Annotated in this window: 31 protein-coding genes and 1 tRNA gene; 15 read left to right on the top strand and 17 right to left on the bottom strand. The window is 58.2% G+C overall.

Annotated features, from left to right (window positions below; all coding sequences use genetic code 11):
* Nucleotides 1–28: 28 nt before the first annotated feature.
* Nucleotides 29–445 carry an SRPBCC domain-containing protein gene (locus AABB31_RS07810; protein ID WP_342078674.1) on the bottom strand — a complete coding sequence of 139 codons (417 nt, stop codon included), beginning with the start codon at nucleotides 443–445 and terminating at the stop codon, nucleotides 29–31.
* On the bottom strand, nucleotides 442–756 hold the full coding sequence (locus AABB31_RS07805) for a metalloregulator ArsR/SmtB family transcription factor (RefSeq protein ID WP_342078675.1): 315 nt from the start codon (nucleotides 754–756) through the stop codon (nucleotides 442–444). The genes AABB31_RS07810 and AABB31_RS07805 overlap by 4 nt, the downstream gene beginning before the upstream one ends.
* A gap of 106 nt (nucleotides 757–862) precedes the next feature.
* Here AABB31_RS07805 and AABB31_RS07800 point away from each other — a divergent pair, with 106 nt between their 5' ends.
* Nucleotides 863–1,324, top strand: coding sequence for an MmcB family DNA repair protein (locus tag AABB31_RS07800; RefSeq protein ID WP_342078676.1), 462 nt, complete (start codon nucleotides 863–865; stop codon nucleotides 1,322–1,324).
* Nucleotides 1,325–1,347: 23 nt separating this feature from the next.
* Here AABB31_RS07800 and AABB31_RS07795 read toward each other — a convergent pair whose 3' ends face one another.
* Nucleotides 1,348–1,539, bottom strand: a complete 192-nt coding sequence (locus AABB31_RS07795; RefSeq protein WP_342078677.1) for a DUF6324 family protein — start codon at nucleotides 1,537–1,539, stop codon at nucleotides 1,348–1,350.
* Between the two features lie 80 nt (nucleotides 1,540–1,619).
* On the opposite strand from AABB31_RS07795, the gene AABB31_RS07790 reads away from it, so the two are divergent.
* From AABB31_RS07790 to AABB31_RS07765, 6 genes are all read left to right on the top strand, one after another.
* Entirely contained in the window at nucleotides 1,620–2,099 is a 480-nt protein-coding gene (locus AABB31_RS07790) for a GNAT family N-acetyltransferase (protein ID WP_342078678.1), read from the top strand.
* Between the two features lie 156 nt (nucleotides 2,100–2,255).
* A tRNA-His gene (locus tag AABB31_RS07785) sits at nucleotides 2,256–2,332 on the top strand.
* A 96-nt stretch (nucleotides 2,333–2,428) separates the two neighbouring features.
* On the top strand, nucleotides 2,429–3,454 hold the full coding sequence (locus tag AABB31_RS07780) for an RluA family pseudouridine synthase (protein WP_342078870.1): 1,026 nt from the start codon (nucleotides 2,429–2,431) through the stop codon (nucleotides 3,452–3,454).
* 163 nt (nucleotides 3,455–3,617) lie between these two features.
* Nucleotides 3,618–4,514: an RNA polymerase sigma factor RpoH gene (gene rpoH / locus AABB31_RS07775; protein ID WP_342078679.1), complete on the top strand. Its 897-nt coding sequence runs from the start codon at nucleotides 3,618–3,620 to the stop codon at nucleotides 4,512–4,514.
* A 127-nt stretch (nucleotides 4,515–4,641) separates the two neighbouring features.
* On the top strand, nucleotides 4,642–5,619 hold the full coding sequence (locus AABB31_RS07770; RefSeq protein ID WP_342078680.1) for a Gfo/Idh/MocA family oxidoreductase: 978 nt from the start codon (nucleotides 4,642–4,644) through the stop codon (nucleotides 5,617–5,619).
* Between the two features lie 9 nt (nucleotides 5,620–5,628).
* Nucleotides 5,629–5,916 carry a DUF4389 domain-containing protein gene (locus tag AABB31_RS07765; protein WP_373635602.1) on the top strand — a complete coding sequence of 96 codons (288 nt, stop codon included), beginning with the start codon at nucleotides 5,629–5,631 and terminating at the stop codon, nucleotides 5,914–5,916.
* 134 nt (nucleotides 5,917–6,050) lie between these two features.
* On the opposite strand, the gene AABB31_RS07760 is transcribed toward AABB31_RS07765, so the two are convergent.
* From AABB31_RS07760 to AABB31_RS07735, 6 genes are all read right to left on the bottom strand, one after another.
* Entirely contained in the window at nucleotides 6,051–6,509 is a 459-nt protein-coding gene (locus AABB31_RS07760) for a GNAT family N-acetyltransferase (RefSeq protein WP_373635601.1), read from the bottom strand.
* 14 nt (nucleotides 6,510–6,523) lie between these two features.
* A complete protein-coding gene (locus AABB31_RS07755; protein ID WP_373635600.1) occupies nucleotides 6,524–8,341 on the bottom strand; it encodes a M3 family oligoendopeptidase in 1,818 nt (605 codons plus the stop codon).
* A gap of 62 nt (nucleotides 8,342–8,403) precedes the next feature.
* Nucleotides 8,404–9,993: an ATP-dependent DNA ligase gene (locus AABB31_RS07750; RefSeq protein ID WP_373635599.1), complete on the bottom strand. Its 1,590-nt coding sequence runs from the start codon at nucleotides 9,991–9,993 to the stop codon at nucleotides 8,404–8,406.
* Nucleotides 9,990–11,009, bottom strand: a complete 1,020-nt coding sequence (locus AABB31_RS07745; protein WP_373635598.1) for a ligase-associated DNA damage response exonuclease — start codon at nucleotides 11,007–11,009, stop codon at nucleotides 9,990–9,992. Before AABB31_RS07745 ends, AABB31_RS07750 begins: the two co-directional genes overlap by 4 nt.
* Nucleotides 11,010–11,119: 110 nt before the next feature.
* On the bottom strand, nucleotides 11,120–12,055 hold the full coding sequence (locus AABB31_RS07740; protein ID WP_342078685.1) for an alpha/beta hydrolase: 936 nt from the start codon (nucleotides 12,053–12,055) through the stop codon (nucleotides 11,120–11,122).
* A 2-nt stretch (nucleotides 12,056–12,057) separates the two neighbouring features.
* Nucleotides 12,058–12,348 carry an SCP2 sterol-binding domain-containing protein gene (locus AABB31_RS07735; RefSeq protein ID WP_342078686.1) on the bottom strand — a complete coding sequence of 97 codons (291 nt, stop codon included), beginning with the start codon at nucleotides 12,346–12,348 and terminating at the stop codon, nucleotides 12,058–12,060.
* 78 nt (nucleotides 12,349–12,426) lie between these two features.
* Here AABB31_RS07735 and AABB31_RS07730 point away from each other — a divergent pair, with 78 nt between their 5' ends.
* Genes AABB31_RS07730 through AABB31_RS07720 form a run of 3 tightly spaced genes read left to right on the top strand, consistent with a single transcriptional unit; the run spans nucleotide 12,427 to nucleotide 16,136 of the window.
* The gene (locus tag AABB31_RS07730) at nucleotides 12,427–12,987 is read left to right on the top strand and encodes a tetratricopeptide repeat protein (RefSeq protein WP_373635597.1); all 561 of its coding nucleotides are present in this window, start codon (nucleotides 12,427–12,429) and stop codon (nucleotides 12,985–12,987) included.
* A gap of 27 nt (nucleotides 12,988–13,014) precedes the next feature.
* Entirely contained in the window at nucleotides 13,015–15,765 is a 2,751-nt protein-coding gene (locus AABB31_RS07725) for a helicase-related protein (RefSeq protein ID WP_373635596.1), read from the top strand.
* On the top strand, nucleotides 15,762–16,136 hold the full coding sequence (locus AABB31_RS07720) for an RNA-binding S4 domain-containing protein (RefSeq protein WP_342078688.1): 375 nt from the start codon (nucleotides 15,762–15,764) through the stop codon (nucleotides 16,134–16,136). The genes AABB31_RS07725 and AABB31_RS07720 overlap by 4 nt, the downstream gene beginning before the upstream one ends.
* A 124-nt stretch (nucleotides 16,137–16,260) precedes the next feature.
* Here the strand turns inward: AABB31_RS07720 and AABB31_RS07715 are convergent, their stop codons facing one another.
* Together AABB31_RS07715 and AABB31_RS07710 are read right to left on the bottom strand one after the other, a co-directional pair.
* The gene (locus tag AABB31_RS07715; protein WP_373635595.1) at nucleotides 16,261–16,962 is read right to left on the bottom strand and encodes a hypothetical protein; all 702 of its coding nucleotides are present in this window, start codon (nucleotides 16,960–16,962) and stop codon (nucleotides 16,261–16,263) included.
* A 121-nt stretch (nucleotides 16,963–17,083) separates the two neighbouring features.
* Nucleotides 17,084–18,373 carry an ammonium transporter gene (locus tag AABB31_RS07710; RefSeq protein WP_342078691.1) on the bottom strand — a complete coding sequence of 430 codons (1,290 nt, stop codon included), beginning with the start codon at nucleotides 18,371–18,373 and terminating at the stop codon, nucleotides 17,084–17,086.
* Between the two features lie 341 nt (nucleotides 18,374–18,714).
* Between AABB31_RS07710 and fdxA the strand changes: the two genes are divergently transcribed.
* Both fdxA and AABB31_RS07700 read left to right on the top strand, forming a co-directional pair.
* A complete protein-coding gene (gene fdxA / locus AABB31_RS07705) occupies nucleotides 18,715–19,050 on the top strand; it encodes a ferredoxin FdxA (RefSeq protein WP_342078692.1) in 336 nt (111 codons plus the stop codon).
* Between the two features lie 203 nt (nucleotides 19,051–19,253).
* The gene (locus AABB31_RS07700) at nucleotides 19,254–19,763 is read left to right on the top strand and encodes a CarD family transcriptional regulator (RefSeq protein WP_342078871.1); all 510 of its coding nucleotides are present in this window, start codon (nucleotides 19,254–19,256) and stop codon (nucleotides 19,761–19,763) included.
* A 64-nt stretch (nucleotides 19,764–19,827) separates the two neighbouring features.
* Here AABB31_RS07700 and AABB31_RS07695 read toward each other — a convergent pair whose 3' ends face one another.
* Both AABB31_RS07695 and AABB31_RS07690 read right to left on the bottom strand, forming a co-directional pair.
* Entirely contained in the window at nucleotides 19,828–20,187 is a 360-nt protein-coding gene (locus AABB31_RS07695) for a DUF1801 domain-containing protein (protein ID WP_373635594.1), read from the bottom strand.
* Nucleotides 20,184–20,555, bottom strand: coding sequence for a nuclear transport factor 2 family protein (locus AABB31_RS07690; protein ID WP_342078696.1), 372 nt, complete (start codon nucleotides 20,553–20,555; stop codon nucleotides 20,184–20,186). Before AABB31_RS07690 ends, AABB31_RS07695 begins: the two co-directional genes overlap by 4 nt.
* A 14-nt stretch (nucleotides 20,556–20,569) precedes the next feature.
* On the opposite strand from AABB31_RS07690, the gene AABB31_RS07685 reads away from it, so the two are divergent.
* Complete coding sequence (locus tag AABB31_RS07685; RefSeq protein ID WP_342078697.1) at nucleotides 20,570–20,962, top strand: LuxR C-terminal-related transcriptional regulator; 393 nt, start codon at nucleotides 20,570–20,572, stop codon at nucleotides 20,960–20,962.
* Nucleotides 20,963–21,048: 86 nt separating this feature from the next.
* Here the strand turns inward: AABB31_RS07685 and purD are convergent, their stop codons facing one another.
* On the bottom strand, nucleotides 21,049–22,311 hold the full coding sequence (purD, locus tag AABB31_RS07680) for a phosphoribosylamine--glycine ligase (RefSeq protein ID WP_342078698.1): 1,263 nt from the start codon (nucleotides 22,309–22,311) through the stop codon (nucleotides 21,049–21,051).
* A 252-nt stretch (nucleotides 22,312–22,563) separates the two neighbouring features.
* On the opposite strand from purD, the gene AABB31_RS07675 reads away from it, so the two are divergent.
* On the top strand, nucleotides 22,564–23,151 hold the full coding sequence (locus tag AABB31_RS07675) for a hypothetical protein (RefSeq protein WP_373635593.1): 588 nt from the start codon (nucleotides 22,564–22,566) through the stop codon (nucleotides 23,149–23,151).
* A 4-nt stretch (nucleotides 23,152–23,155) separates the two neighbouring features.
* The gene (gene xseA, locus AABB31_RS07670; RefSeq protein WP_342078700.1) at nucleotides 23,156–24,658 is read left to right on the top strand and encodes an exodeoxyribonuclease VII large subunit; all 1,503 of its coding nucleotides are present in this window, start codon (nucleotides 23,156–23,158) and stop codon (nucleotides 24,656–24,658) included.
* A 10-nt stretch (nucleotides 24,659–24,668) separates the two neighbouring features.
* Here the strand turns inward: xseA and AABB31_RS07665 are convergent, their stop codons facing one another.
* The 3 genes from AABB31_RS07665 to AABB31_RS07655 are packed head-to-tail and all read right to left on the bottom strand — an operon-like array spanning nucleotide 24,669 to nucleotide 26,893.
* Nucleotides 24,669–25,514: an aminoglycoside phosphotransferase family protein gene (locus tag AABB31_RS07665; RefSeq protein ID WP_342078701.1), complete on the bottom strand. Its 846-nt coding sequence runs from the start codon at nucleotides 25,512–25,514 to the stop codon at nucleotides 24,669–24,671.
* On the bottom strand, nucleotides 25,498–25,884 hold the full coding sequence (locus AABB31_RS07660; RefSeq protein WP_342078702.1) for a hypothetical protein: 387 nt from the start codon (nucleotides 25,882–25,884) through the stop codon (nucleotides 25,498–25,500). The genes AABB31_RS07665 and AABB31_RS07660 overlap by 17 nt, the downstream gene beginning before the upstream one ends.
* Entirely contained in the window at nucleotides 25,877–26,893 is a 1,017-nt protein-coding gene (locus AABB31_RS07655) for an alkane 1-monooxygenase (RefSeq protein ID WP_373635592.1), read from the bottom strand. The genes AABB31_RS07660 and AABB31_RS07655 overlap by 8 nt, the downstream gene beginning before the upstream one ends.
* Nucleotides 26,894–26,965 lie beyond the last annotated feature (72 nt).

Genomic DNA, 26,965 nt, shown 5'->3' with positions numbered 1-26,965 from the left:
TTTGGCACCGGCGATTCCCCTTGGCAGGTCACTTTGCGTCCACGTCATGTAGTGCGGCACGCATCCGTCCCAAATGGTCATCCCATCCCTTGTCCAGCGCCAGCGTCAAACCAAATGCCGCCTCGCCTTCGGGCAGGCCCTCATGCACCAGTGACAGCCGGGTTCCGCCGGGGACCTCATCCAGCGTCCAGGTGACTGTGCTGACCGCGCCGTCCATGGGGGCGATTGTGAATGTGTAGGACAGACGGTCATGCGGGGTTGCGTCAATGATCTGGCCCCACATGAGTTTGTTGCCGCTGTCGGTGCCGTACATCGCGTAGTCATTCCCGGCGGCCAAGGGCGCTTTCGGTTTGTGAAACCACAACGCCAGTTTTTCGGGATCAGTCAGGAACGCCCAGACCTCTTCCTTGTTGGCCTGCAGGTAAATGGATTTTCGCAATGTCATGTCTTGTCCTTTTCAATGGCGGCTTTCAATGCTGTCAGGCGATCGTCCCAGAAGGCATCAAAGAAAGTGAGCCAATCCAGGACAGGTGCCATGCCCGCGGGGTTTATCGTATTGATCCGTTCGCGCCCTGCCGCCCGGACGGTGATCAAGCCGCCATCTGACAGAACCGTCAGGTGTTTTTTGACCGCAGCCCGGGTCATGTCGAAATTCTGCGCCACCTCGGCGATGGTCATGTCCTGCCCGCGCAACATCATCAGAATGTCACGGCGGGTCGGGTCCGCCAGCGCCCGGAATGCAGCTTGTGTTGTCATATGTGACCTTTGTGATACCATTGGGTTTCATATATATGAAACCCAATGGTATTACGTCAAGTCTTTCCTGCTTGATTTTTGTTCACCTATTGTTCAGGGTCTTGCCATGCTTGAAGGTGACACACTCAACCAGTTATTGCCGGGACAAAAGCTGGCCCGTGGGGTCGGGCGCCATTTGCGCAGCCATGATTTTGTCAGCGTCGAAGAACTGACGCCGACATCGGGCTTGCGTGTCGATGTGATGGGGCTTGGCCCAAAGGGCGAGGTCTGGATCGTCGAATGCAAGTCGAGCCGTGCCGATTTTCAATCAGATCACAAATGGCAGGGTTATATTGAATGGTGCGACCGGTTGTTCTTTGCCGTCGATAGCGCCTTTCCGACAGAGCTGTTGCCGGACGATATGGGGCTGATCATTGCTGATGGGTATGATGCGGAAATCATTCGCATGGCGCCCGAGCGTCGGCTGGCACCTGCACGCCGCAAGGTCATGATCCAGAAATTCGCGCGTCATGCCGCGATCAGGGCGCATATTGCACGTGACCCGGGCCTGGTGACAGAGCGGTTCTAGATAGACCGGGCTGCTTCGGTGGTTCAGCGCTTGCCGACGGCCCGGGCGGCCAGGGCGGCGGCCTTGATCTCTTCTGCGATTTCATCTGCTTCATCCGGGTCGAAATCCATCGGGATTTCGGTGCCGCCAGCCTCGATGAAAATACGAACCATGCCCAGATCTGTCGGGCCGATCTGCATATTGGCTTCGATGTCGCGTTCGCTGTTGATACCCATGACTATCCTCGTGATCCGTGCAAAACGTCCTACCGTGCGGGCGGCTTGATTGGCAAGGGTTGGCAGGGCAGGGTGAATATATGCAATTTGCCCTGCGCCCTTTCGATGCTTCTGATGCGGACTGGCTGATCGCCGAAAACGCAGCCCATTATGCCAGATCGGATGGGTTCGATGACAGCTTTGGCGTGTTGGTATCGGAAATTGTGACGGACTTCCTGTCAGATCACGACCCAAGTCGCGAGGCGGGCTGGGTTGCGGATGATGATGGCACCCGGTTGGGCCATATCTTTTGCGTCCAACATGACGCGCATACCGCCAAGCTGCGCCTGTTCTTTGTCGTGCCCGCAGCCCGCGGGCGCGGTGTCGCGCAGGGGCTGCTGGATCAGTGTCTGGGTTTCGCGCGGAACGCCGGGTATCGCGGCATGACCTTATGGACCCATGAAAGCCACAAGGCAGCAGGCTGCATATATCGGCGCAATGGGTTCAGCCGCGTCGACGCACGTCCTGCGCATTCCTTTGGTGTCGATCTGGTCGAAGAGACATGGACGATCACCCTTTGACCCTATCAAAGCCGCGCGTATTGGGCGTTTTGCCGGTGATGTCTTGCCGCACGGATACCTGCACCGCGCCGTCGGAAAGCTGATCGTCGATGTTTTTCGCGAAACGCCGCAGGGGCCTTGCAATCATGCCCTGACGCCGCTAAATCCTCCGGCAGTGCCGCCTTAGCTCAGTTGGTTAGAGCGCTTGATTGTGGATCAAGAGGTCCCTGGTTCGAGACCAGGAGGTGGTACCACCTTTCAAACTGATCGCATTTTGAAGGGGCGCGGGGAAACATTTGGCGCAACCGAATGTGGCCGCGCTCAACAGCATATTGAGCGTGAGACCTGCCATGACCACGATCACCTTTGAAATCGGACCAAACCCGCCGCCGCGCCTGGACAAGGCGCTGGGCCGGGATGTGCCCGAAGATGCCGCACTTAGCCGGTCCCGGTTGGCCAAGCTCATTGCCGGTGGCGCGGTCACGGTTGATGGGCAGGTTGTGACGGACCCACGGTATCGTATTGCCGAAGCGGCGCACGTTGTGGTGTCTGTGGCTGCGGCCGAGGAAAGCCATATGACGGGCGAGGATATCCCGCTGGATATCGTGTTCGAAGACGATGATCTGATCGTTGTGAACAAACCGGCGGGCATGGTCGTACATCCGGCCCCCGGAACGCCCGGCGGCACGCTTGTGAACGCGCTGATCTTTCACTGTGGGGCGACATTATCCGGCGTTGGCGGTTTGAAACGGCCCGGTATCGTCCACCGGATCGACAAGGACACGAGCGGCCTGTTGGTGGCGGCGAAAACGGACCATGCGCATCATCATCTGGCAGATCAGTTTGCAGCACATGACGTGGCCCGCCGTTATCTGGCGGTGAGCTACGGGGCCCCAGACGCAAATGACCCCCGCCTGCGCGGGATAAAGGGAACATCCTTTGAGCCGGGCAATATTCTGAAAGTGCAGACCTTTCTGGGTCGACACAAGACGGACCGGCAGCGGCAGGCCGTCTCCTTTACTGGGGGTAAACACGCGGTCACGCGAGTGCGGATAGTGCAGACGCTGGGGCAACCGGTGGCTGCGGCCTTGCTTGAATGCTGGCTGGAAACGGGACGGACGCATCAGATACGCGTGCATCTGGCCCATTGCGGTCACGCACTGATTGGCGATCCGGTCTATGGCGGCCGGCGCAAATTGTCGGCCAAGGCCATCGGTGCGGCAGGTGTTCAGGCGGCGGCAGATTTTGGCAGGCAAGCGCTACACGCCGCCACATTGGGGTTTGTGCATCCCAGAACAGGTGAAACGGTCACGTTCGCCGTTGATATGCCGCCCGATATGCGCGATTTGGTGCGCAATCTCGGGGGTGAGGGCTGAAACAATGTATCCCATGTGCGTGATTGCACTTAAATACCTCTTTCTAAACTGAACTGTTGAGTTCATATTCCTTTAACGAAATTCGCATAGCCGTCCCTTGAAAGGCGGCGAAAGCGCCCCCATATCCATGTTAAGCCTTTAAACATAAGGGAGGGCAGTACACGTGAGTAACTACAAGAATTTACCAGCCCCAACGCCGGAAGGTGGCCTGAACCGTTACATGCAGGAAATCCGCAAGTTTCCGATGTTGGAGCCTGAAGAAGAGTACATGCTGGCCAAGCGCTGGGTGGACCATGAAGACACTGATGCAGCCCACAAGATGGTGACATCTCACCTGCGACTGGCTGCAAAGATTGCCATGGGCTATCGCGGCTATGGTTTGCCGCAGGCAGAGGTTATTTCCGAGGCGAATGTCGGCCTGATGCAGGCCGTCAAGCGGTTTGACCCCGAGAAAGGGTTCCGTCTGGCGACCTATGCCATGTGGTGGATCCGCGCGTCGATCCAGGAATATATCCTGCGGTCCTGGTCGCTGGTAAAGCTTGGCACGACGTCGGCCCAGAAAAAGCTGTTCTTCAATCTGCGCAAGGCGAAATCCCGCATTGGCGCGCTTGAGGATGGCGACTTGCGCCCCGAAAACGTCAAGCGGATCGCAACCGATCTGGGTGTGACCGAGGATGAAGTGATTTCCATGAACCGGCGCTTGTCGGGTGGGGACGCGTCGTTGAACGCACAGGTCGGATCTGACGGCGAAGGCACGGCGCAATGGCAGGACTGGCTGGAAGACGAGGATGCCAACACGGCCGCCGATTATGAAGCCAGCGATGAACTCGAAGCACGTCGGGCGCTTCTGGCTGAAGCGCTTGAGGTTCTCAATGACCGCGAAAAGGATATCCTGGTGCAGCGCCGCCTGTCCGAAGAGACCGTGACGCTTGAGGATTTGAGCGGTCAATATGATGTCAGCCGTGAACGCATTCGGCAGATTGAAGTGCGCGCATTCGAAAAGCTGCAAAAGAAGATGCAGGAACTTGCGCGTCAAAAAGGAATGTTGGCGACCGCATAAAATACGCCTGAAATGCGATGCACGGGGCCCTGTCCATTTCGGATGGGGCTTTGTGTTTTTTGCGCGCAGGTGCATTTCCTTGTCGGAATGGTGGCGCTAACATTCACCAATACGGCAGGAGGGTATCATGACGTCATTACGTTGGGGCGTGTTGGGCGCGGCCGATTTTGCGCAACGCTACATGGCGCGGGCAATCCACGCGGCAGACGGGGCAGCGCTGCATGCGCTGGCAACCTCCAGTCCCGAAAAGGCCGCCGCGTTTCAGAAATTTGCGCCGGGTCTGCGTGTTCTGAGTGACTATGATGCGCTGCTTGATGATCCTGATATTGATGCGGTCTACATCCCGCTTCCCAATCATCTGCATGTGGACTGGACCTGCAAGGCACTGGCGGCAGGAAAGCATGTGTTGTGCGAAAAGCCCATTGCGCTGACCGAGGCGGATTTTGACACGTTGATTGCCGCACGGGACGCGTCCGGCAAACTCGCCGCCGAGGCATATATGATCGTCCACCACCCGCAATTCATCCGCGCCAAGGCGCTGGTGGCGTCAGGTGCGATTGGCGCGGTGCGGCATGTGGATGCCGTCTTTAGCTTCAACAATGCTGGCGATACCGGCAATATCCGCAACCGCCCCGAGACCGCAGGTGGCGGCTTGCGCGATATCGGGGTTTATACATTCGGGGCGGCCCGTTTCGTGACGGGCCAAGAGGTTGATACAATCTCGCACGCGCATTTGCGCTACGAAAACAAGGTCGATGTTTTTGCACAGGTGGCCGCAAAATTCCCGGATTTTACATATAACGCAGTGGTTTCGATGCGTCTGCATCCGCGTCAGTACATCACGTTCCATGGTGATGCGGGGGTCTTGACCCTGACCTGCCCGTTTAATGCTAATGTGCATGATATCGCCGAACTCACGCTTGAGAATGATGGCCATGTCGTCACGACAGAGCGGTGGCCAGCCGTAAATCACTACGTGTTGCAGGTCGAGAATTTTGGAAAATCCGTGGCCGAGGGTACGGCCTATGCTTGTCCCCTTGAATTTTCGCGCGGGACGCAAAGAATGATGGATATGGTATTCGCCGCGGGCGGGCCCGCCAGTTAGGAGACAATGATGGCAGACGAGCATGAGGCCCCCGAGACGGAGGCCGAGACCGATTTTGAAAGCATCTGGCTGCGTCTGGTCAACATGGTCATCATCGCCGTGCTGCTCAGCATGGCGAGCACTTTGCTGGGTGTGATTACGGTTGCCCAGTTTCTGATCATGCTGCTGAACAGCCGGCAACCAAATGAGAACCTTGCCGAATTTGGCACAACGATGGGTGTCTGGATGGCCAAGGCCGCGCGCTATCAGACCGGCGCAAGCGAGGTCAAACCCTGGCCATGGACTGAACTTGACTGACGCACCCCGGATACCTACTTGCCTTTGGTTCGACGGAAACGGGGCGGCAGCGGCCGGATACTGATGGGGCCACCCGCGCAACCCAAGGTCATGTTCAAACTGACCAAAATAGATGTTGCGGCACTGCAGCGGGCTTATGATGCCGCAGACAGTTGAAGCCGCATCACCTGTTCCGGGCCTGATCGTCCCTCACGCCCGGGGCCATCAACGACCCAGCCGGACTTCTCGTAGCATTGAATCGCGCGTGCGTTCGCTGTGTCGACCAACAGCCATATGTCGGACATGTCGGGGTAGGTGTCGCGCAAATAGACGGGCAAAGCGGCCAGCAGGGCCGATCCGTAACCAAGGCCTTGATATTGCCCACCAATCAACAGCCCACGAAACCCAAACGTACCCTCGGGCAGTCGATCCACGATCCTTGAAAAATCCCGATCAATCTTGAAGAAACCGACATAGGTTTCACCCCGTCGCCCGCAATGAAAATCCGTCAACGGGTCCTTTTCTGCCGTAAGTTCCTTGATTTCACCGACAAATGGATATTGCGGCTCGGTCAGGATCAAATGCGCGACATGCTGGATTTGGGCACGGGGCAACGGATTGAGGGTAATCAATCTTCCATCGCCTCCAACTCGTCGATCATGCCGCTGATCATCGACAGCCCTTTTTCCCAGAAGGTCGGGTCAGAGGCGTCCAATCCAAACGGCGCCAGCAATTCCTTGTGATGCTTGGAACCGCCCGCGCGCAGCATATCGAAATACTTCTCGCGGAAATCGGGATCACCTTCTTGGTAGACCGCATAAAGGGCGTTCACCAGGCCATCACCAAACGCATAGGCGTAGACGTAGAACGGCGAATGAACGAAATGCGGAATATAGGCCCAGAAGGTTTCGTACCCGTCGGCGAAATCAAAGATCGGCCCAAGGCTTTCGGCCTGCACGGACATCCACAGCGCGTTGATGTCGTCGGGCGTCAATTCGCCCTCGGCGCGGGCTGCGTGCAGCTTGCATTCAAAATCATAGAACGCGATCTGGCGCACAACCGTGTTGATCATATCCTCGACCTTGCCGGCGAGCAGCGTCTTGCGTTCCTGCGGGGTCTGCGCACCGTCGAGCAATTTGCGGAAAGTCAGCATCTCGCCAAAGACGGATGCGGTTTCCGCAAGGGTCAGTGGCGTCGAGGACAGCAATTCGCCTTGCTCGGCCGCAAGCACCTGATGCACCCCATGCCCCAGTTCGTGCGCAAGTGTCATGACGTCGCGCGGCTTGCCCATGTAATTCAGCATCACGTAAGGATGCACGGGCGTCACCGTGGGGTGGGCAAATGCGCCCGGGGCCTTGCCCGGCTTTACCCCGGCATCAATCCAGCCATCGGTAAAGAACGGGCGGGCGATATCCGCCATTTTGGGGTCGAAATCAGCATAGGCCGACATGACGATGTCCTGTGCCTGATCCCAGTCGACAATGGTGTCATCTTTCATCGGCAACGGCGCGTTCCGGTCCCAGACCTGCATACGGTCCAGCCCCAACCACTTGGCCTTTAGAGCGTAATAGCGATGCGACAGGCGCGGATAGGCCGCAACCACCGCATTGCGCAGCGCCTCGACCACCTCAGCCTCGACATGGTTGGACAAATGCCGCCCTGTCTGTGGGCTGGGCATCTTGCGCCAACGGTCTTCGATCTCTTTTTCCTTGGCGAGGGTATTATGAACACGGGCGAAGATCTTGATATTGTCGCGGAACACAGCGGCCAACGCATGGGTCGCGGCCTCGCGTTTGGCGCGGTCCTTTTCGGTCAGCAGGTTCAGGGTGGCTTCCAAATTCAACGTCTCATCATCGACGTCAAATTCAAGACCCGCCATCGTCTCATCAAAAAGCCGGTTCCAGGCTGCTGATCCGACAGTTGATTGATCATGCAGGAATTTTTCCAGCTCATCCGATAGCTGATATGGCTTTAGTGCACGCATGCGGTCAAAGACTGGCTTGTAGCGTGCAAGATCCGCGTTCTCGGCAAGAAGGCGGTTGAGATGATCATCCTCCAGCCGGTTGAATTCCAGACTGTAGAAGACCAGCGGCGTGGTATGCGCGGTGATCTTGTCCTGGCAATCGGCCATGAACTTGGCCCGATCACTGTCGGTCGTGATTTGGTAATAGCGCAGACCGGCAAAGGACATGACCCGCCCGGCGATGACATCAATCTGTTCATAACGCTGGACCGCTTGCAGCAATGCTGCCGCGTCGAGATCGGCCAGCTTGCCTTCGTAAGTCTTGGCAAAGTCAGCGCATTCGCCAGCAAGCCAGTCAAGATCACGCTTCAGCTCGGGGCTGTCAGGATCGGGGTAGAGATCGCTCAGATCCCATTCAGGCAGATTGCCGAACCCCTCATTGCCTTGGGAATTCGCATCAAAAACCGGCATCGGAAAACGCATTCTAAAACCTCTTTGTCAAATTTGCCGTAATATAGGGTAAGCGGTTGTACTTAAAAACCCTATTACCCAAACGTGATGAGCATTTGCTGAAGATCATCGAGGGTGTTCGCCTCGGCCAGTGGCTTGTCGCGCCGCCACCGCAACATCCGCGGAAACCTGAGTGCAACGCCAGATTTGTGCCGTGGGCTGGACTGGATGCCTTCAAAAGCGATTTCGAAAACATGGGTTGGTTTTACTTGCCGGACCGGCCCAAACCGTTGAAGTGTGTTCTTGCGCACCCAGGTGGTGATTTCGCGAAACTCTGCATCCGTCAGCCCCGAGTACGCTTTTGTGAATGGTACCAGGTCATCGCCGTCGCGCACCGCAAACGTGTAGTCGGTGAACAGGTTGGCCCGTCGGCCATGCCCGGCCTGCGCGTAGATCATGACCGCATCAATGGTCAGCGGGTCGATTTTCCATTTCCACCAGTCACCCTTTTTGCGCCCGGACAGGTAGGGGCTATCCAGTTTCTTCAGCATCAGCCCTTCGGCCCCGGCAGCACGCGAGCTGTCGCGCACGGCCTTCAGCGCATCCCAATGATCAAAGGAAAGCGGCGCGGACAACCGGATCGGCAGGGTTTGCGGAACATCGTCGATGATGCGTTTCAGGCGGTGCCGCCGGTCGCGCAGGGCAAGTGACCGGATGTCTTCGCCCGCGTCCTCCAGCAGATCATAGGCCATCAGGATCGCCGGCGCCTCGGTCAGCAACTTCTTGGGAACGGTCTTGCGCCCGATCCGCTTTTGCAGCGCGTTGAAAGAGAGTGGCTTTTCGTCCTGAAATGCGAGAACTTCGCCGTCGATCACCGTGCCATCGGGCAGAAAGTCAATCAGTTGTGCAAATTCTGGAAACCGATCGGTCATCAGTTCCTCACCGCGTGACCAAAGATGATGGGCACAGCCGCGCAGGATCAATTGACCGCGGATACCGTCCCATTTGCGTTCGGCATTCCAATCTGCGGCCGGCCCCAACGCATCGAGATCCTCAAGCTGATAGGCAAGGTAGAACGGGTAGGGTCGCGATAGATCGGCAGTCGGGTCGTCTGCCTCAATCAAGTCGGCCCAGGTCGTTGTGTCGGCTGCCCAACTGCCCATCAACTTATGGGTCAATTGCGGCTCCGGCTGGCCGGTGGCCTGCGCCAGGGCCCGCGTGATCAGCTTGGCACTGACCCCGATCCGAAAGCCCCCGGTAAGAAGTTTTGTAAACAAGAACCGCTCTATATGGGGCAGACTGTCCCAAGCCTGCAGGATACCTGCCTTGCGTGCGTCATCATCCATCGCTGACAACGCCTTGATCCGCCCGATCCAATCACTCAGGGATAGGTCGGCGCTGCCTGATGGTTCAGGCAGAACAAGTGCGATGGTTTCGGCCAGATCCCCGACGATGCTGTAGCTTTCATCGAATAGCCAGTCAGGAAGCCCTGCCACCTCGGCGGCCCATATGCGCAACCGCGCGGTTGTGATCGTCCGCTTGGGGCGCCGTCCGGTGAAAAGCGCAATGGTCCAAAGCCTGTCCGGGGGCGGGGCAGTCTGAAAATATTCTGCAAGAGCCGCCGTCTTGACGCTTGTCTTCGTTGTTTCGTCAATCCGAGTGAAAAGCTGCGCAAATGCCTTCATGCATCCACCACGTCTGTGTCGTCCGGCTCCAGGCTTTCGCCCAGATAGCCGGTGCTGGCGACATGGGCGTCGTAGCCCTGACTTGTCAGCCAGCGTTGGAACACATTTGTGTAGCCATGTGTGACGAAAATCCGTTCGGCCCCCGTCGCCTTGATCGCATCGTTCAAGCCATCCCAATCGGCGTGGTCAGAGATGATAAATCCCCGATCCGCTGCCCGTCTGCGACGGACGCCCCGCAGGGCCATCCAACCGCTGGCAAAGGCGGTTGAGGCGGGGCCAAAGCGCCTGGCCCAGCTTGTTCCCAAGGCGCCGGGTGTCGCCAGGACCAAAGCGCCGGGATAATCCTTGGCGACCGTGTCGGGCGTGACCCTGATCGTGTCGGGAAGGCTGATCCCCTGCTGGCGCAGGGCGGCATTTGTGTTTTCAATCGCCCCATGTGTCAGGATTGGCCCGATTGAAGGGTCCAGATAGCGCAGTACACGCTGCGCCTTGCCAAGCGCATAGGCCCCAAGAATGGCGACCCGACCCTGACTGACATTGGCGGCCCACCAGGTATTGATCTGATCTTTCAGAAGATCCTGCGGCGTCCATTTGAAAATGGGCAGTCCAAATGTGGATTCAGTGATGAAAGCGTGACAGCGCAGGGGTTCAAACGGTGTGCAAAGCCCGTCGGCGACCGTCTTGTAGTCACCGGATGCCACCCAGACCTGTCCATTGACCGACACCCTGATCTGGGCAGAGCCGGGAACATGTCCGGCGGGATGAAAGGACACGTCCGCCGCGCCGATCCGAAGAGCTTCGCCGTAGTTGATCGACTGTGCGTCAATATCGCCCAGACGATGGCGCATGACGGGTAGTGTGTCGGCTGTTGCAAGATAGCGGCCCATGCCAGGGCGGGCATGATCGCTATGGGCGTGCGTGATCAGCGCATTTGGCACCGGTTGCCACGGATCAATGTAGAAATCGCCTGCGGGGCAATAAATCCCGCGATCGGTGAATGTCAGCACATCTGCCATGGGGCGGAATATAGCGCACCGACCGGCAAGGTCATGTGTTGAAAGGCGGATGGATTGAAATCCATCCTACGCCCATCGCGCTTTGGGCGTCGCTTGGATCTTGATCCAAGCTACCTGTTGGCGTCAAATAATGCAGCGGTCTGGTCGAACATTGTATTCCTGATGTTTGGTGCATCCATCATCATCTCATGCCGTCCGCCCGCAATCACATGTAGCGCACCACCCGGCCAATCATGCATGCGTGACTTGATCCGGGCCGGGTCAACAATGGCTTCCTGACTGCCAAGGAACGTGATGCAGGGCACCGCTGGTGCTGGCCGCAGGCTTAGTCTGTGCATTTCGCGCAAGGATGTGTTGAGCCATCGCAGCGACGGTCCGCCGAGAGCCAGATCGGGTTGCGCGTGAAGTTGCCCGCGCAGGATGTCAAACATGTCCTTGTCGTTCGTCAGCGTATTAGTCGGGAAGTCGGCGCGCAGCACATAGGATTGTTCAAACTGACCGGGTGCCAGTGCCTCGTCAAAGCCGAAGGATTTGCTCATGGATGACAGCCCCCACGCCACCGGGCGGAGTGCGATGGACATCTGGATCCCCCACATCGGGGCCGAGAACATCGCGGCTTTGACCTCCAGCCCATCCATCAGGGCGCGCAGGCCGATACAGCCGCCCATGGAATGCCCGATCAAAAAGAAGGGGCGGGGCAGGTCAAGCGCGTTGGCATGGGCAATCACTGCGTCGACATCTTTTTGGTAGTCGATGAACCGGCCCACATGGCCAATCGCCCGGTTATCCAGAAGCCGATCAGCAATCCCTTGCCCGCGCCAGTCAATGGCAAGGCTGGCATATCCGCGATCGGCCAATGCCTGGGCTGCGTGGCCGTATTTTTCGACAAATTCGGTGCGTCCCGGAAAGATCAGGACCGTTCCCTTTGCATCGGGTTTTGCCCAATGGCCGACGCGAATGCGCAGGCCATCGGACGTCTGCAGCCAATGGGCGCTACCCCCGCCGGGTCCATCTGCGATATCGGCAAAGAGGGGCGCGATGTCCATCGTCAGCCGAGAACGCCGGAAAGCTTCATCGCCTGACCCATATCGCCATCGACAGACAGTTTGCCCGTCATGAAAGCTGTCGTCGGGTTCAATTCACCATCAAGGATGGCCTTGAACGTCTCAGTGCTGGCGGTTAGGGACACGTCGGTTTCTTCGTCACCGGCATGGGCGCCATCGCTGTCAATCACGATAGAGCCTTCGCCCTCGATGACGAATTTCGCGCTGCCGTCAAAACCGGCACCGTCCATTTTTGCGTTCAGGGCGGCGACCGCCTCGGTTACTACGTCGCTCATATCAGTTTTTCGTCCTTATCTTGATGAAGTGACCGTTACGCCTCTGGTGCTGCGAGCACAGCGCGCTACATTAGGCATATGACGACGTTGACACATCGCTTCAAATATATCGTTGCGGCACTTTTTCTGGGAGTGGGGTTTTCCTTACCTGCGTTCGCGCAACAAACCGCGTTGGATGAACTTTATCAAGAGCTGTTAGACGCCGATGCGGAAAGCTATCTGGCGGTCGAACAGCGGATCATCGCGCAATGGGAAAAAAGTGGCTCACCGGCCATGGATCTGCTGCTGCGCCGTGGCAGTGATGCGCTGGAAGAAGGCGATACAGACGCCGCACTGGAACATTATTCAGCGCTCGTTGATCATGCGCCTGATTTTGCGTCCGGCTATTTTGGCCGTGCGACGGCCTACTACTTGCGCGGGCTGGTTGGTCCGGCACTGGCCGATATCCGCACCACTCTGCGCCTGAACCCGCGTCATTTCGAGGCGATGCGCGGGTTGGCGACCATCATGCAGGATCTGGAGCGTCCGGCAGATGCGCTGGAACTTTATCAGCTTATCCTTGAAATCAACCCGCAATCCGCCCAGACCCGTGAGGCAATCGACGTTTTGCAAGTGCAGCTTGAGGGACAGGCGCTTTAGGCCCACCCTCTCTTGGCGGGGAAGATCATGTTAGCCTCCCGGATCACGGCCGTTCTCGGCCCGACGAATACCGGCAAGACGCATTACGCGATCGAGCGGATGCTGTCCTACCGGACGGGCGTCATTGGCCTGCCGCTGCGGTTATTGGCGCGCGAGGTTTATGACCGGATCGTTGCTGTGCGCGGCCCCTCTGTCGTCGCCCTTGTCACAGGGGAAGAGCGGATCGTACCGCCGCGGGCGGCATATTGGGTCTGCACGGTCGAGGCGATGCCCGATGGGATGGGCTGCGATTTTCTGGCGGTGGATGAAATCCAGCTTTGCGCGGACCCTGATCGCGGGCATGTCTTTACAGACCGGCTGTTACATGCCCGCGGCCTGCACGAGACGCTGTTTCTTGGGGCCGAAACGATGCGCGGGGCGATTGCTGCGATGGTTCCGGATGCGCAATTCATGCGCCGCGAGCGCATGTCGCAACTTTCCTATTCAGGTTCGAAAAAGATAAGCAGAATGCCCGCAAGATCCGCAATTGTGGGTTTTTCTGTTGAAAATGTATATGCGATCGCAGAGCTGTTGCGCCGCACCAAAGGCGGTGCTGCAGTTGTCATGGGCGCGCTTAGCCCACGTACCCGCAACGCGCAGGTTGAAATGTACCAGAATGGCGATGTGGATTATCTGGTTGCCACAGATGCCATCGGCATGGGGCTGAACCTGGATATCAGCCATGTCGCCTTTTCCTCGCTGACCAAATTCGACGGGCGCAAGATGCGGCATTTGCAGCCGCAGGAACTGGCCCAGATCGCTGGCCGGGCCGGCCGACATGTGGATAACGGAACCTTCGGCGTGACAGGTGAAGCGCCGCTGCTGGATGATGCGGTGGCAGAGGCCATATGCGATCATCGGTTCCAGCCCGTCAAGAAATTGCAATGGCGTAGCAGCGACCTGCAGTTTGGATCGGTCAAGCGGCTGATCGCCAATCTCGAAGCCAGAACAGACGACACATGGCTGACCCGGGTGCGCGAAAGTGACGACCTGCGCGCACTCAAGACCCTGGCGGCGGATGCCGCAGTATTGGCGCGGGCCACTGATGGGCCATCTGTCAGATTGCTTTGGGATGTCTGTCGTGTGCCGGATTTTCGGGGCATATCGGCGGGGGAACACGCTAACCTGCTGACGCATATTTTTCATGACCTGCATCAGTTGGGCCATGTGGATGCCAATTGGTTTGGGCTTCAGGTGCGGCGTATCGACCGGCCCGATGGTGACATTGACGCCTTGTCGAAACGATTGGCTTATATCCGCACATGGACCTATGTCGCCCAACGCAAAGGGTGGTTGGTTGACGAATCTCATTGGCGCGAGGAAACGCGCGCGGTAGAAGATCGACTATCAGATGCGCTGCATGGCGCATTGACGCAAAGATTTGTGGACCGGCGGACCAGCATTCTGCTTCGCCGGCTCAAACAAAAGGAGAGCCTTGTGGCTGAGGTGAACGACAAAGGTGAAGTGACCGTCGAAGGTGAATTCGTTGGGCGGCTCGAAGGGTTCCGGTTTCGGATGGACAAGGCTGGCAGCCCGGATGAGGCGAAAACGCTGCGGCAGGCGTCCGTTCAGGCATTGGCACCGCAATTCCACCTTTTGGCGGATCGCTTTTACAACGCGCCCGATCCCGAGATCGACTTTACCGAGCAAGGCGGGTTGATGTGGGGTGATCAGGCCGTGGGCAAGCTTGTCGCCGGTTCCGATCCTTTCAAGCCCGGTGTCGAGGCTTTTGTTGATGACGAGGCTGGCCCCGACGTGGCCACAAAGGTGCAACGCCGCTTGCAGCATTTCATTGATCGCAAGGTGGCTGCGGGCTTTGAGGGATTGCTGGCGCTCAAGAATGACGAAACCCTCGAAGGGCCGGCCAAAGGGTTTGCCTACCGCATGGCCGAGGGGTTTGGCATCATTCCCCGGGGTGAAGTCGCTGATGAGGTCAAGGCGCTGGATCAGGATGCACGCGGCGCGCTGCGCAAGCATGGGGTCCGATTTGGCCAGTTCACGATTTTTCAGCCATTGCTGCTGAAACCTGCGCCAACCCGTTTGCGGCTGGTGCTGTGGTCGTTGTCCAAAGGGTTGTCAGAGTTCCCAGAAAGCCCGCCGCCCGGCTTGGTCACTGTCCCGGCGGCCAAGGATGCGACCCCGGGCTATTACGCAATGTCCGGCTACCGGGCTGCGGGTGAACGGGCGATCCGTATCGACATGCTCGAACGTCTGGCTGATATGCTGCGCGACAAGGATAGCCGCGGCGGGTTCGAGGCCAACCCCGACATGTTGTCGATCACTGGCATGACGCTGGACCAATTTGCCGATTTGATGACCGGACTGGGTTACAAGGCCGCTAAGGACGAGCGCGAAAAGGTCAAGGCCGTCGCAACCGAAGCCGTTGCGACACCAACGCCCGAGACGACAGAAACACCAGCCGAAATCCCAAGCCGGGCGCCTACGGAAGTTGTTCCGCCCACCGATGCGGCCCCCGCTGAGACGCCGTTGGAAGCCCCGGACACTGGCCCGGAAATGGAGGTCTTTTATACCTTCACATGGGGCGGCCGCGCCGCGCGGCAGGGCGGGCGTCCGCAAGGCGACAAACCGCGTGGCAAGGGCAAACCCAAAGGACGGGGCAAGCCCAAGCCGGGTGGCGGCAACAAGCCGCAAAGCTATCAGGCCAAGCCAAAGCGCGAAAAGCAGATTGATCCAGACAATCCCTTTGCCGCGGCGCTGGCAGGGTTCAAGAAGGATTGACCAACCCCGCCCGGCAGACGATCCGGCTGGACAAATGGCTGTGGCATGCGCGTTTCTTCAAGTCGCGCAGCCTTGCGGCAGGGGTGGTCACCGCAGGCAAGGTCCGGGTGGACAGCCAACCGGTCAGCAAACCAGCCCGATCTGTCGGGCCGGGGGATGTGCTGACATTCATTCAGGCACGCGAAACCAAAGTGGTACGGATCCTTGCCTGCGGCGACAGGCGCGGGCCTGCACCCGAAGCACAAGCCCTGTATGAAGACCTGACCCCGGCCCCCAAGGAACGACCCGATGGCGCGCGCGGGGCCAACCCAAAATACGAAAAGGGCGGGCGCCCCACAAAAAAAGATCGCCGCGATATGGGGCTGGGATAAAGCCCCTAACGTGACGATCTTGTTGGCAGGTTTACACCGTTTTAGGTCAACATGCGCTTTGACGATCCAAAGCGTGGCGGTTCAGCCCTTTGCAGTCGATGCCAGACATGCCAGCCCGCGACCACTATTTGCATGCGTTCACGAAGGCCTCGAAAGCGGTCCAGATTTCCACGCTGGACTGGCTGCGCTGCGGATGGACCAGAACAAAGTCGAATGCCTGCGCTTGCACGGCTGGCAACTGGCCGACAACTTCATTTGCGTAAACGTCAAGCGTCATTCGGGCCGATATGGGGGCAAAGTTATCCAGCGTCGAATCCAATTCCACACCGCCGCGGACCACCGCATTTGCGCCGGCATCCATGAACCCCTTTGACAAGGGGGCCTGTGTGCCTTGGGCCTTGACGGTCTGATCAAAGAGCAGCTTTGAGGCGTCAAACTGGGCGCTGAACAGGTCAATGGTCGATACGTTGCGGCGGCTGATATGAAAGTAGTTGTTGAAATAGACGGTATGGATATTGCAGTCAGAACCAGCAATCGACAGACCTGAATCGGCGTCCTGATACTGGGCCACCGCCCGTAAGGCATCCAGGGCTTGCGGCACGGAAACCTGGTTTTCCTGGGCGTCTGCTGCCTGCTCTTCGATCAGCTTGGACAGTGCGCTGAAACAGGCGATCTGTGCTGCAGGGTCGTCGGTAATGCTTTGGCAATTTTCCGTCAGGGACGACAGCGAATATTCTTCACCATCAACCATCAGCATTTGGTCAGCTTTCACATCGGTTGCCAAAATCGCTAGCGATATTGCAAAACCACTGGTCAGCATTTTCATTTGTCTTACTCCGAAACAAGATTGCGCGCCTCTGGCAGCAACCTCACTGACTAATAATGACAGGCGAGGGCCTGTATTTGTGGCCAAGGAAAAACCCTGGCCACAACAACTTTTGCAGCGATCAATAATCCTGCACAAATTCGCTTTTGTCGATGCCATAGGCTTCCTTGGCCGCTGTGACGCGCAGACCAATCGTTTCCTTCAGTGCGATCCAGACAAGGCTGGTGGTTACTGCAACATAGGCAATAACGATCAAGACCGAGGATAGCTGCCCCAGAACGGATGCTTCGGGGTTGGTGAAACCCGCAGCGATGGTGCCCCAGACGCCACAGAACAAGTGGACCGGGATGGCGCCAACAACGTCATCAATTTTGAAGTAGTCCAGAAGCTGATTGGCCCAAAAGACGATCAGACCGCCGCCCATGCCAACCGCAAACGCCCAGATTGGCGCCGGAAAGAGCGGCTCTGCCGTGATGGCGACCAGGCCACCAAGGGCACCGTTCAGCATGTAGGACAGATCAAAGCGGAACTTCCGAAGGTATGATACGAAGGCCGCAACAATGACCCCGCCTGCGGCAGCCAGGTTCGTGTTCATGAAGATGCGGGCCACGTTGGCAGCGTCCCCATCGGTTGAGAAGCTCAGGTAAGAGCCCGCATTGAACCCGTACCACCCCATCCACAAGATCAGTGTACCAACTGTTGCCAGCGGCAAAGAGTAGTTGCCAAGCGCAAGTTTCTTGCCATCAACAAAGCGCCCCTCACGCGAGCCGACGAACAACGCGCCGGTCAGGGCGGCAACGCCACCAACGACGTGAACAACTGTACTGCCAGCCAGATCTCTGAACCCCAGTTCAGATGCAAGGAAACCACCGCCCCAGGTCCAGGAGGCCTGGATCGGATAGATGATTGCCGTCAAAACGGCTGTGAAAATGAAGAATGATGCCAGTTTCACGCGTTCGGCAACCGCGCCGGACACGATTGACGCGACCGCGACGCAGAACATTGACTGAAAGAAGATGTCACTGGCCGCTGCGTGGCCACGACCGACAAAATCGGATCTGCCTTCAACGACATTCGCAATCTCGATGGATCCGCCATATCCCATAATGCCCGGCAACATCCAGTTCCCGTTCGGGAACATCAGCCCATAGCCGCTGAGGACGAACGCGGTTGATGCGATGGCAAAGAGACCGATGTTCTTTGCGCATTGCGTGACGACATTTTTTTCGCGAACAAAGCCGGCTTCGAGCATTGCGAAACCTGCCGTCATCCACATGACCAGGACGCCGCAGAAAACAATGAACATCGTGTTCATGACAAAGGGGGAGACACCCGAGGAAGCCTGTTGCGCTTGCGCTGGCCCCGCGGCCAGAGCAGCGAGCAAAGCGACTCCGATAAATTTCTTACTCATCTGAAACTCTCTACATTAATGGTTCGATCCTCTCCTCGCTTAAATTTTGGGCAAATATGTGGCGAATCATGCCAAAACTGTGGGCATTTTGAAGATTCTGGAAAAAATTTCATAAAATTTTATTGACCTAGAGATTTTGCGTGCCAGCTTGCGGCGCCGAAAACTTAGGCGGAATGTCATCGGTTGGATCGGCTCACATGGTCACGGGGCGGTGGCGCGATGCTTGGGTGCCCAGCAGTCGAGTGAACGTGATGCCGCAGAGCGGCATCAATCCTCCAATGGACCTTGAACGTGGCCGCCGTCTGTCCTAGCTAGGCCCGGTTAGCTAATCGGATGCCTCTATGACCTATATCGTCAACGACTCTTGTATCGCCTGCAAATATACGGACTGCGTCGAAGTCTGCCCCGTAGACTGTTTCTACGAAGGGGAAAACATGTTGGTGATCCACCCTGACGAATGTATTGATTGCGGTGTCTGCGAACCAGAATGCCCCGCAGATGCGATCCGCCCGGACACAGAGCCGGATATGGAAAAATGGGTCGAGTTCAATCGCAAGTATTCCGAGATGTGGCCGGTCATCATCACCAAGAAAGATCCGCTGCCCACCGCCGATGAGATGGACGGCAAAGAGGGCAAGATGGAACTGTTTTCCGAAGCGGCGGGCGAGGGCGGCTGATTCGGCTGCTACGGCGCCGGAACCCGTTGTTTTCAGTGGTAAAGCGCCTGGACCAGCGGCACTTTCGCGCATGCGGTTTTTGTGATATACTGTTACCAATGTTGCGAACAATTTGATCCAACCAGACGATAGATGTACCCGACGGTAACGTGACGTTGCCGCCGGTTTTTTGTCGTCTGTGACGATGATCCGAAGAAAGGACGATCATGAGCAGTAAGAAAAGCGAGTTTAGCCCAGAGCAGTTTGTCGTGTATCCGGCACATGGCGTGGGCAAGATCGTCTCTGTCGAGACGCAGGAAGTGGCCGGTTTCGAACTGGAACTCTTCGTCATCTCCTTTGAGAAAGACAAGATGACCCTGCGGGTGCCCACCCACAAGGCGACCGAAGTGGGCATGCGGGCACTTGCCACACCGGATGTCGTATCGCATGCGATGAAAACACTGCGCGGCAAGGCCAAGGTGAAAAAGGCCATGTGGTCCCGTCGTGCGCAGGAATACGAGCAAAAGATCAATTCCGGCGATCTGATCGCCATCGCAGAGGTTGTGCGCGACCTGCATCGTCAGGACGACCAGCGCGAGCAGAGCTATTCGGAACGTCAGCTTTATGAAGCAGCGCTTGAGCGTCTGACCCGCGAAATTGCCGCTGTTGCCGGCAATGATGAGAATGCGGCGGCCGCGGAAATCGATTCCGTTCTGGTTAGTCGCGCGGCCTAGGCCGTATCATCCGATCAAAGTTAAAGCCGCGCATGTAATATGCGCGGTTTTTTTGTTTCTCAGGTCAGTCTGCGTCCTGCAGCGCACACCATGCTTTGATGATGGCGCGCAGTTCAGCTGATTTCTGATCCACCTCTTCTAATGTGGCAGCCTTGAAGCTGCGCGCGTCTTTCCCATCGCCCATCAGGTTTTGGAAATCACCGGGGATGTCCGCCCCTTTGTGGAACATCAGCGACGCATGTTTCCTTGATCGTGGAAAAAAGCTGGCGATGTTGCCCTTGTAGACGAATGTCGGTGCCTGCCATTTGATCGTTTCGCTGACACGCGGGTCAGCATCCAGGATCACCTCACGCAGTGCCTCTACCACGGGTTTCATTGGATTGTCGTAGGCGTCCAGCCATGCATCAACGTCGGGGTTTTTCATGGCTGGCCATCCATCTTTAACGTGGTGGTCAAAGAGGCGATCTTGCCGTCGCGGATCACAAAGACATTGCTGCCGCTACCTTGGCCGCCCGGAATGGCCCTGGAATAGCATGTCCAGTCGACGGTGATGACCTCGCCTTGGACATTCACTGCGCCCAAATGAATGACGGAATCATCAAAATCGGCCGTGCGGCTGGCCTCAAAAGCGGCAATGATCGCGGCGGGGCCTTTATGCGGGGCCGATTGGCCGGAAAACGGCTCGCTATATTCGGCGTCTGGTGCAAACATGTCTTGCAACATGCGCAGGCCGGACGGCCCGGCCTGCATGGCAAGAAAGAAGTTGGTGATTTCAAGCGGCATGGAATGCATGGAGGTGTCCTTGAATGGGAGTTGATCAAAAAACGCTAAAGGCGCTGTCGGTATCGCTGCGCGACCTTCGCGCGGTTCCTGACGGGACGATCCCGCCCAAGACGATCGCCGCCTTGGCCGAGATCGCGCGGCCCGGCATGCGACTTCGCATTGATCTGGAGGCAAGTGCAGCGATCGGTGTGCCTTTGGTGACACTGGCCGCACCACAGTCGGGGGCGCAGCTATTCGCCAACCTGACCAAACGCCAGCGGCAGGTTGCTGAACTGATTGTCGAGGGCAGGTCAAATCGACAGATTGCGGATATTCTGGGCATTTCACTTGGCACCGTGAAGGATCATGTTCACGCGATACTGCAACGATTGGAACTGCCATCCCGGACGGCCGTGATCGCGGCAGCCCGCGCTTAAGCCAAGGCTATGCCGACCCGGGCGTCCGAGACAATCCATCCAAAGATGGATATCGGGCTATCGCGGGCAGCAGGGGTGACGGGGTTTCAGAGCGCCCGCCAAGCGATGTCAGACCGATAGAAACCGCCATCCCAGTCGATCCCCTGCGCCATTGCATAGGCCTTTTCATGGGCCTCGGCGAGGGTCGCACCCCGGGCTGTGACGCCAAGAACCCGACCACCATTTGCGGTGATTTGGCCGTCCTTTGCGGCGGTGCCTGCATGAAACACCATGTGAAAACTGTCCTGCGGTTGGCTATCAAGCCCGCCAATCACCGTCCCTTTGGCATAAGCGCCCGGATACCCCTTGGCGGCCATGACAATGGTGATGGCATGATCATCGGCCCAATTGGCCTGGATGTCGGCCAGCCGCTTTTCTGCGCAGGCCTGCAACAGGTCCAGAACCTGCCCGCCAAGCCGCATCATCAGGCATTGGCATTCGGGATCGCCAAAGCGGACGTTATATTCAACCAGTCGCGGCTGCCCGTTCTGGATCATCAGTCCGCAGAACAGAACACCTTGAAACGGCGTCCCGCGTTTGGCCATTTCGGCCATGGTGGGGCGGACAATCTCATCGAGCGCCTTTTGCGTGATCTCATCACTCATCACCGGCGCAGGGGTATAGGCCCCCATCCCGCCAGTATTTGGCCCGGTATCGCCGTCATAGGCCCGTTTGTGATCCTGGGCCGTCCCCAGTGGCAGAATGGTATCGCCGTCACATAGCACAAAGAACGAGGCTTCTTCGCCATCCATGAATTCTTCAATGACCACTTCGGCGCCAGCGCTGCCAAAGCTGCCGTCAAACATGTCGTCGATGGCAGCCAATGCCTCGGCTTCGGTCATGGCGACAATCACGCCCTTGCCTGCGGCAAGCCCGTCAGCCTTCACGACAATAGGCGCGCCCTGTGCCGTGATATAGGCCCGGGCGGCATCCGCGTCGGTAAAATGTGCGTAGGCTGCCGTGGGGGCGCCTGCCGCATCGCAAATCGACTTGGTAAAGGACTTTGACGCCTCTAGCTGCGCTGCGGCACCGGATGGGCCAAAGACAAGCAGGCCCGCGTCACGTAGCCTGTCGGCGACACCTGCGGCCAGCGGGGCCTCGGGGCCTACAACGACGAAATCAATGGCGTTTTCCTCGGCGAAGGTTGCGACCGCATCGCCGTCAAGAATATCGAGATCTGCGCAATCCGCGATTGCGGCGATACCGGCATTGCCCGGCGCCACGATCAGCCGGTCGCATTTCGGGTTCTGCTTGATCGCCCAAGCCAACGCATGTTCACGCCCGCCGCCGCCCAGGATCAGAATATTCATCGCCGCTTGCCCTCAAATTGCCAAGATCTGCAGTAAACTGTGCATTACGCCACGCGGATAGACGATGCGGATCAAAGGGACAACCATCACGGATGCTGACTGTTGGGGGACATGGTCAGCTGATGGATTGTCTGCAGGCTTGTGTGACGACTTGAACACGCAAGCGTTGTTTTTGATCACCCGGCTTGGTCGCGGCGGCGATAGGGATTAACGCTAGCACTGGGGGCGCTTTTGGCGCGGCAGGTAAGACAAATGCGATACGATATTGGTGATCGTGCACTCTGGCACCGGCTGGAGGGGTACAGTTTCCACGAACGCCCTCTTTCACGCTCACTGGTTGACCGGCTGGGCGAGGAAACCGGCCACTCGGTTGATGTGTGCTACACATTGGTCGAGGAATACCGCCGTTTTATGTATTTGCTGGGCAGCACCGGCGAAACGCTGGCCCCGTCACCCATCGTCAGCGTCGTCTGGCGCCTGCATATGGAAGACGAGAAGGCCTATTTCGAGGATTTCTGCCCGCGTATCATTGGCCGGACATTGTACCGGCTTCCTGATCAACCCCCCGTCGAAGAAGATCCCGCCTACGAGCGGACGCTGGAATATTACGCCTTGGCCTTTGGTCGGGCCCAGGTCCAGTATTGGCCAGATCCAGATGTGGGCGCTGTCAATCTGTCCAGTTTTCTGATGTGGTCGGTTGGCGTGACTGCATTTGCCCTTGCGGTTCTGATCGGGTCATTTTTGTTTGCGGCTTTCGGCGCTTTTGTTATCACCGGCAGTATGTTTCTGAAATGGAAGTTCTCATCGCTTCCCTTGCAGAACCTCAATGCCGGGGGGTGACTGATTGAACGATCTTTTTGACGACGGACCGGCGGACAACACCCCGGAGTTTTCCGTTGCTGAAATCTCGGGGGCCGTCAAAAAGGCGATTGAGGGCGGGTTTTCACATGTTCGCGTGCGGGGCGAAATCGGGCGTGTGTCGCGCCCGGCCTCCGGACATATCTATCTGGATTTGAAAGATGACCGGGCCGTGCTGGCCGGCGTGATCTGGAAGGGCAGGGCGCAGGCCCTGGCCCACCGCCCCGAGGAAGGGATGGAAGTTGTTGCCACCGGCAAATTGACCACCTTTCCTGGCCAATCCAAATACCAGATGGTGATCGAGGATGTGGCGCCAGCCGGGGCTGGCGCATTGATGGCCATGCTTGAAAAGCGCAAGGCGCAATTGCAGGCCGAAGGATTATTTGCGCCCGAACGCAAGAAGCCCCTGCCGTTCCTGCCCGAGATTATCGGGGTCGTCACATCGCCATCTGGCGCGGTAATCCGGGACATTCTGCACCGGTTGCGGGACCGGTTCCCGCGCAAGGTGCTGGTCTGGCCGGTCGCTGTACAGGGGCAGAAATGTGCGCCCGAAGTGGCCGCCGCCATCAAGGGTTTCAATGATCTGACCCCTGGCGGGGCCTTGCCGCGGCCTGACCTTCTGATCGTGGCTCGCGGCGGCGGATCCTTGGAGGATTTGTGGGGGTTTAACGAAGAGATTGTTGCCCGCGCGGCGGCGGCGTCCGATATCCCGCTGATTTCTGCTGTAGGCCACGAGACGGACACGACCCTGATTGACTTTGTCTCGGATCAGCGGGCGCCGACGCCGACGGCGGCTGCGGAACTGGCTGTTCCTGTCCGGCTGGAGTTGTTGGCCTGGTCGGAACAGCAGGGCGCGCGCCTGTCGCGGGCATTGACCAACGGGCTGCAACAACGCCAGCAGCGTCTGCGCGATCTGGCGCGCGCATTGCCGCAGGTTGATAGCCTGGTCGAAGGACCGCGCCAGCGGCTGGACTATCTGTCCGACAGGCTGCCAGCCGCACTGCGTGGGGCGGCTGCGCAAAAGCGGTTGAAATTGTCCGAAGCATCGTTGCGCCCGTCTATCCTGTCGCGTCGCGTTGCCGAAGATCGCCGTCGGCTGGACGGGTTGGCCAATCGTCTGACCCCTGCGCTGACCCGCAAATCCCGCGACAAGCGGCAGGCATTCGAGACAGCTTTACGCGGTTTGCGGGTTGCACTGCTCGACCAACGCGTGGCTCATCAGGCAGAGCGGCTAGAGACGCTGTCGCGGCGCTTGTCAGATCGCGCCAGTCGCCAGCAGGCGGAACGCCGGGCGCGGCTGGATGCGCTTGATCGGCTGCGCGAAACTCTTGGATATGTCGAAACGCTAAAGCGCGGCTATGCTGTTGTTCGCGGCGACGGTGCCGTTGTCACCGACAAGGCGGCGGCCAATGCAGCAACACATCTGGAGGTCGAATTTGCCGATGGGCGCGTCGTGGTGCGTGATGATTCGCAGGGAAAGCTGATTTAGTAACAGGTCTTTATCCAGCGCTTTTGATGTCGATGGCCATCAGCAATGTCCGGATCATTCGCGGCTCTGACACAATACCAAAATCGGACCCCCACGCATATGACAGCGCGGACCGGGCAGCGCCCCATTGCAGCAGGCGCAATGGCGCGGCACCTGTGCTGCGCCCCCAGATATCGGCAAGCGCCAAGGCGCGGGCAGGATCATAGGCGACGTCACCGATGCCAACGGGATTGGGAAACGTGTTGGCGAATTCGAATGCAGGCTCGCCCAGAATCCCTTTGGCGTCAAAGGCCAGATAACCGCGCGGCCCCCGCATGATATTGTCATGATGCAAGTCGCCATGCAGGGGGATTTGCGGGCCTTGGGTCTCTTGCAAATGCGTGGCGAGGGTGATGCAGCGCGCCAGATCATGCCGCAGCACCGGGTCAAGGTCATCGGCGGGCTTTAGCTGCAGCAGCGGCACAAAACTGTCTGCGACAGTGCCAAAGCTGATCGCCAAATCGCGCGTTCCTGCATGAACGCGTGCTGCTACATCGGCAATGATCTGCGCGGCGTCCAGATCGCGGCCAACTCGGGCCATATCCCCCAGCGAGGGGCCGTCCAGCCATTCCAGCAGTGCTGCGCCAGCGCGGAAGGCAAAGACGCGCGCCATGCCCACGCCGTCCAGCGCCTGCGCCAGCGCAAACCCGGGGCCTTCATCCTTGATATCCCCATCGTCGTATCGTTTGAGAGCTGCAAAACCATCGCCGTGACGGACCTTCCACACGGTGGCGATCCCCGACTTTGCGACAAAGACAGGATCAGATACCCCAAAATCCGCCAATAGCGCAGGTGCGGGGTCAGGAGGAGAGATCATTGCAGATCAGCGGATCTTCACGATCGGGGATCTCGAAAATCTCTGTGCCGTTTGGAACATTGGTAAAGACACCGCGAATGCCGCCCGGCTCGTCATAGATGGCCCAGCACTTATGCTCGGGGTCATCCTCGTAACGAAAACAAATGTCGCCCTTGCTTTCGAACCAGACGCCATAGGCGCAGGTTCCGTCAAAGGTTGACCACATCACCCGGCGACCGGGCAGGTAACGCTCGACCCCGAAACTGGGGTTCTGGGCTGTGCGAAAGGTGATGGTGCGGCCGGTCACATGGGCGTCAAAGGCCGCAGCATCCATACGATCCTGTGCCGCGACCGGTGTGGTCAAAAACAGGCAGATGATCAGGCTACGCATGCGCCCACCTTTCGGCCAGCGGGTCCATGACCCGTCGCCAAAGCGGCGGAACAAGGGCGATGGCGGCCATCAGTGGCAGGGGTTTGGGAAGCATGGGGGCATCCTCTGGCAGATCAAGTGCAGGATAGGGGCGCGCTGGATGCGCGTGGTGATCGGAATGCCGTGTGCCATTCAAAAGCAGGGCCGAGGAAAACCAATGCGGGCTGTTCCAGCTATGTGTTGCGTTGACGGGGACGGGCTTGCCATCATCGCGCCTGGCCCGGTGCAGCGCATAGTGCTGAACATAGTCCGACATCAGCAGCTGGGTCTGCGCATAGGCTGCAAGGCCGATATAGGCGACCACGCCACCGCGGCCCGCAAATTGGGCGGCAATGGCGATAAACAGCACAGCGCCGCCAACATAAACCAGATACGGATTGCGCCAGAACGGCGCACCGATCCGGGCCAGCCGCGCCTGCTCTGCCGCAAATCCCTGCTTGAAAGAGCCGATCCAGGCCCGGATCATGAACCGGTAAAACCCTTCGCCACGGCGCGACGTGTTGGGGTCATCGCTGGTTGCGACATGCTGGTGATGCACCAGCACATGGGCCGATGTGTGATGGCCAAACAGGATCGAGATATAGACCCACATGCCAAGCCGATGCGCCAGCTTTGTGGGTCTGTGGATCAACTCATGCGCGTTTGCATGGCTGACCTGGCCCAGAAACAACCCGGCGGCAAAGAACAACCCCACCTTTTCAAGTGACAGCAAATGGTCCGCCGCCAATGCCATCACCGTGATCGGCAGGACCGCAAAATGCACCAATGCAAGCATGATCGACAATCCACCGCCGGTCGGCGTCGCGCGCGCGGGGCTGACATAGTGCACCCAGCGGTCAAGAATGCTGGTCAGGGCCGTTTGAAACAGGATTGCCAGCAGAATCCACGCCCCACCACGTACAGCCCCCGTCAGGATAAGGACAGCAGGTGTCAGCGTGGCGACAGCAAAAAGGGCAAGCGGCGATTTCATGTTTCGGATCGTTAACACGGGTTTCTTCTTTCGTCAGCAGAAACCCGTCTCTTGCGCGTATTGGCCGCTTGC

Origin of the sequence: Yoonia sp. SS1-5 (assembly GCF_038443705.2) — a bacterium.
In the GTDB taxonomy this organism is placed as follows: domain Bacteria; phylum Pseudomonadota; class Alphaproteobacteria; order Rhodobacterales; family Rhodobacteraceae; genus Yoonia; species Yoonia rhodophyticola.
Note: the sequence above shows the minus strand (reverse complement) of the source record. Positions and strands in the feature narration are given on the sequence as shown.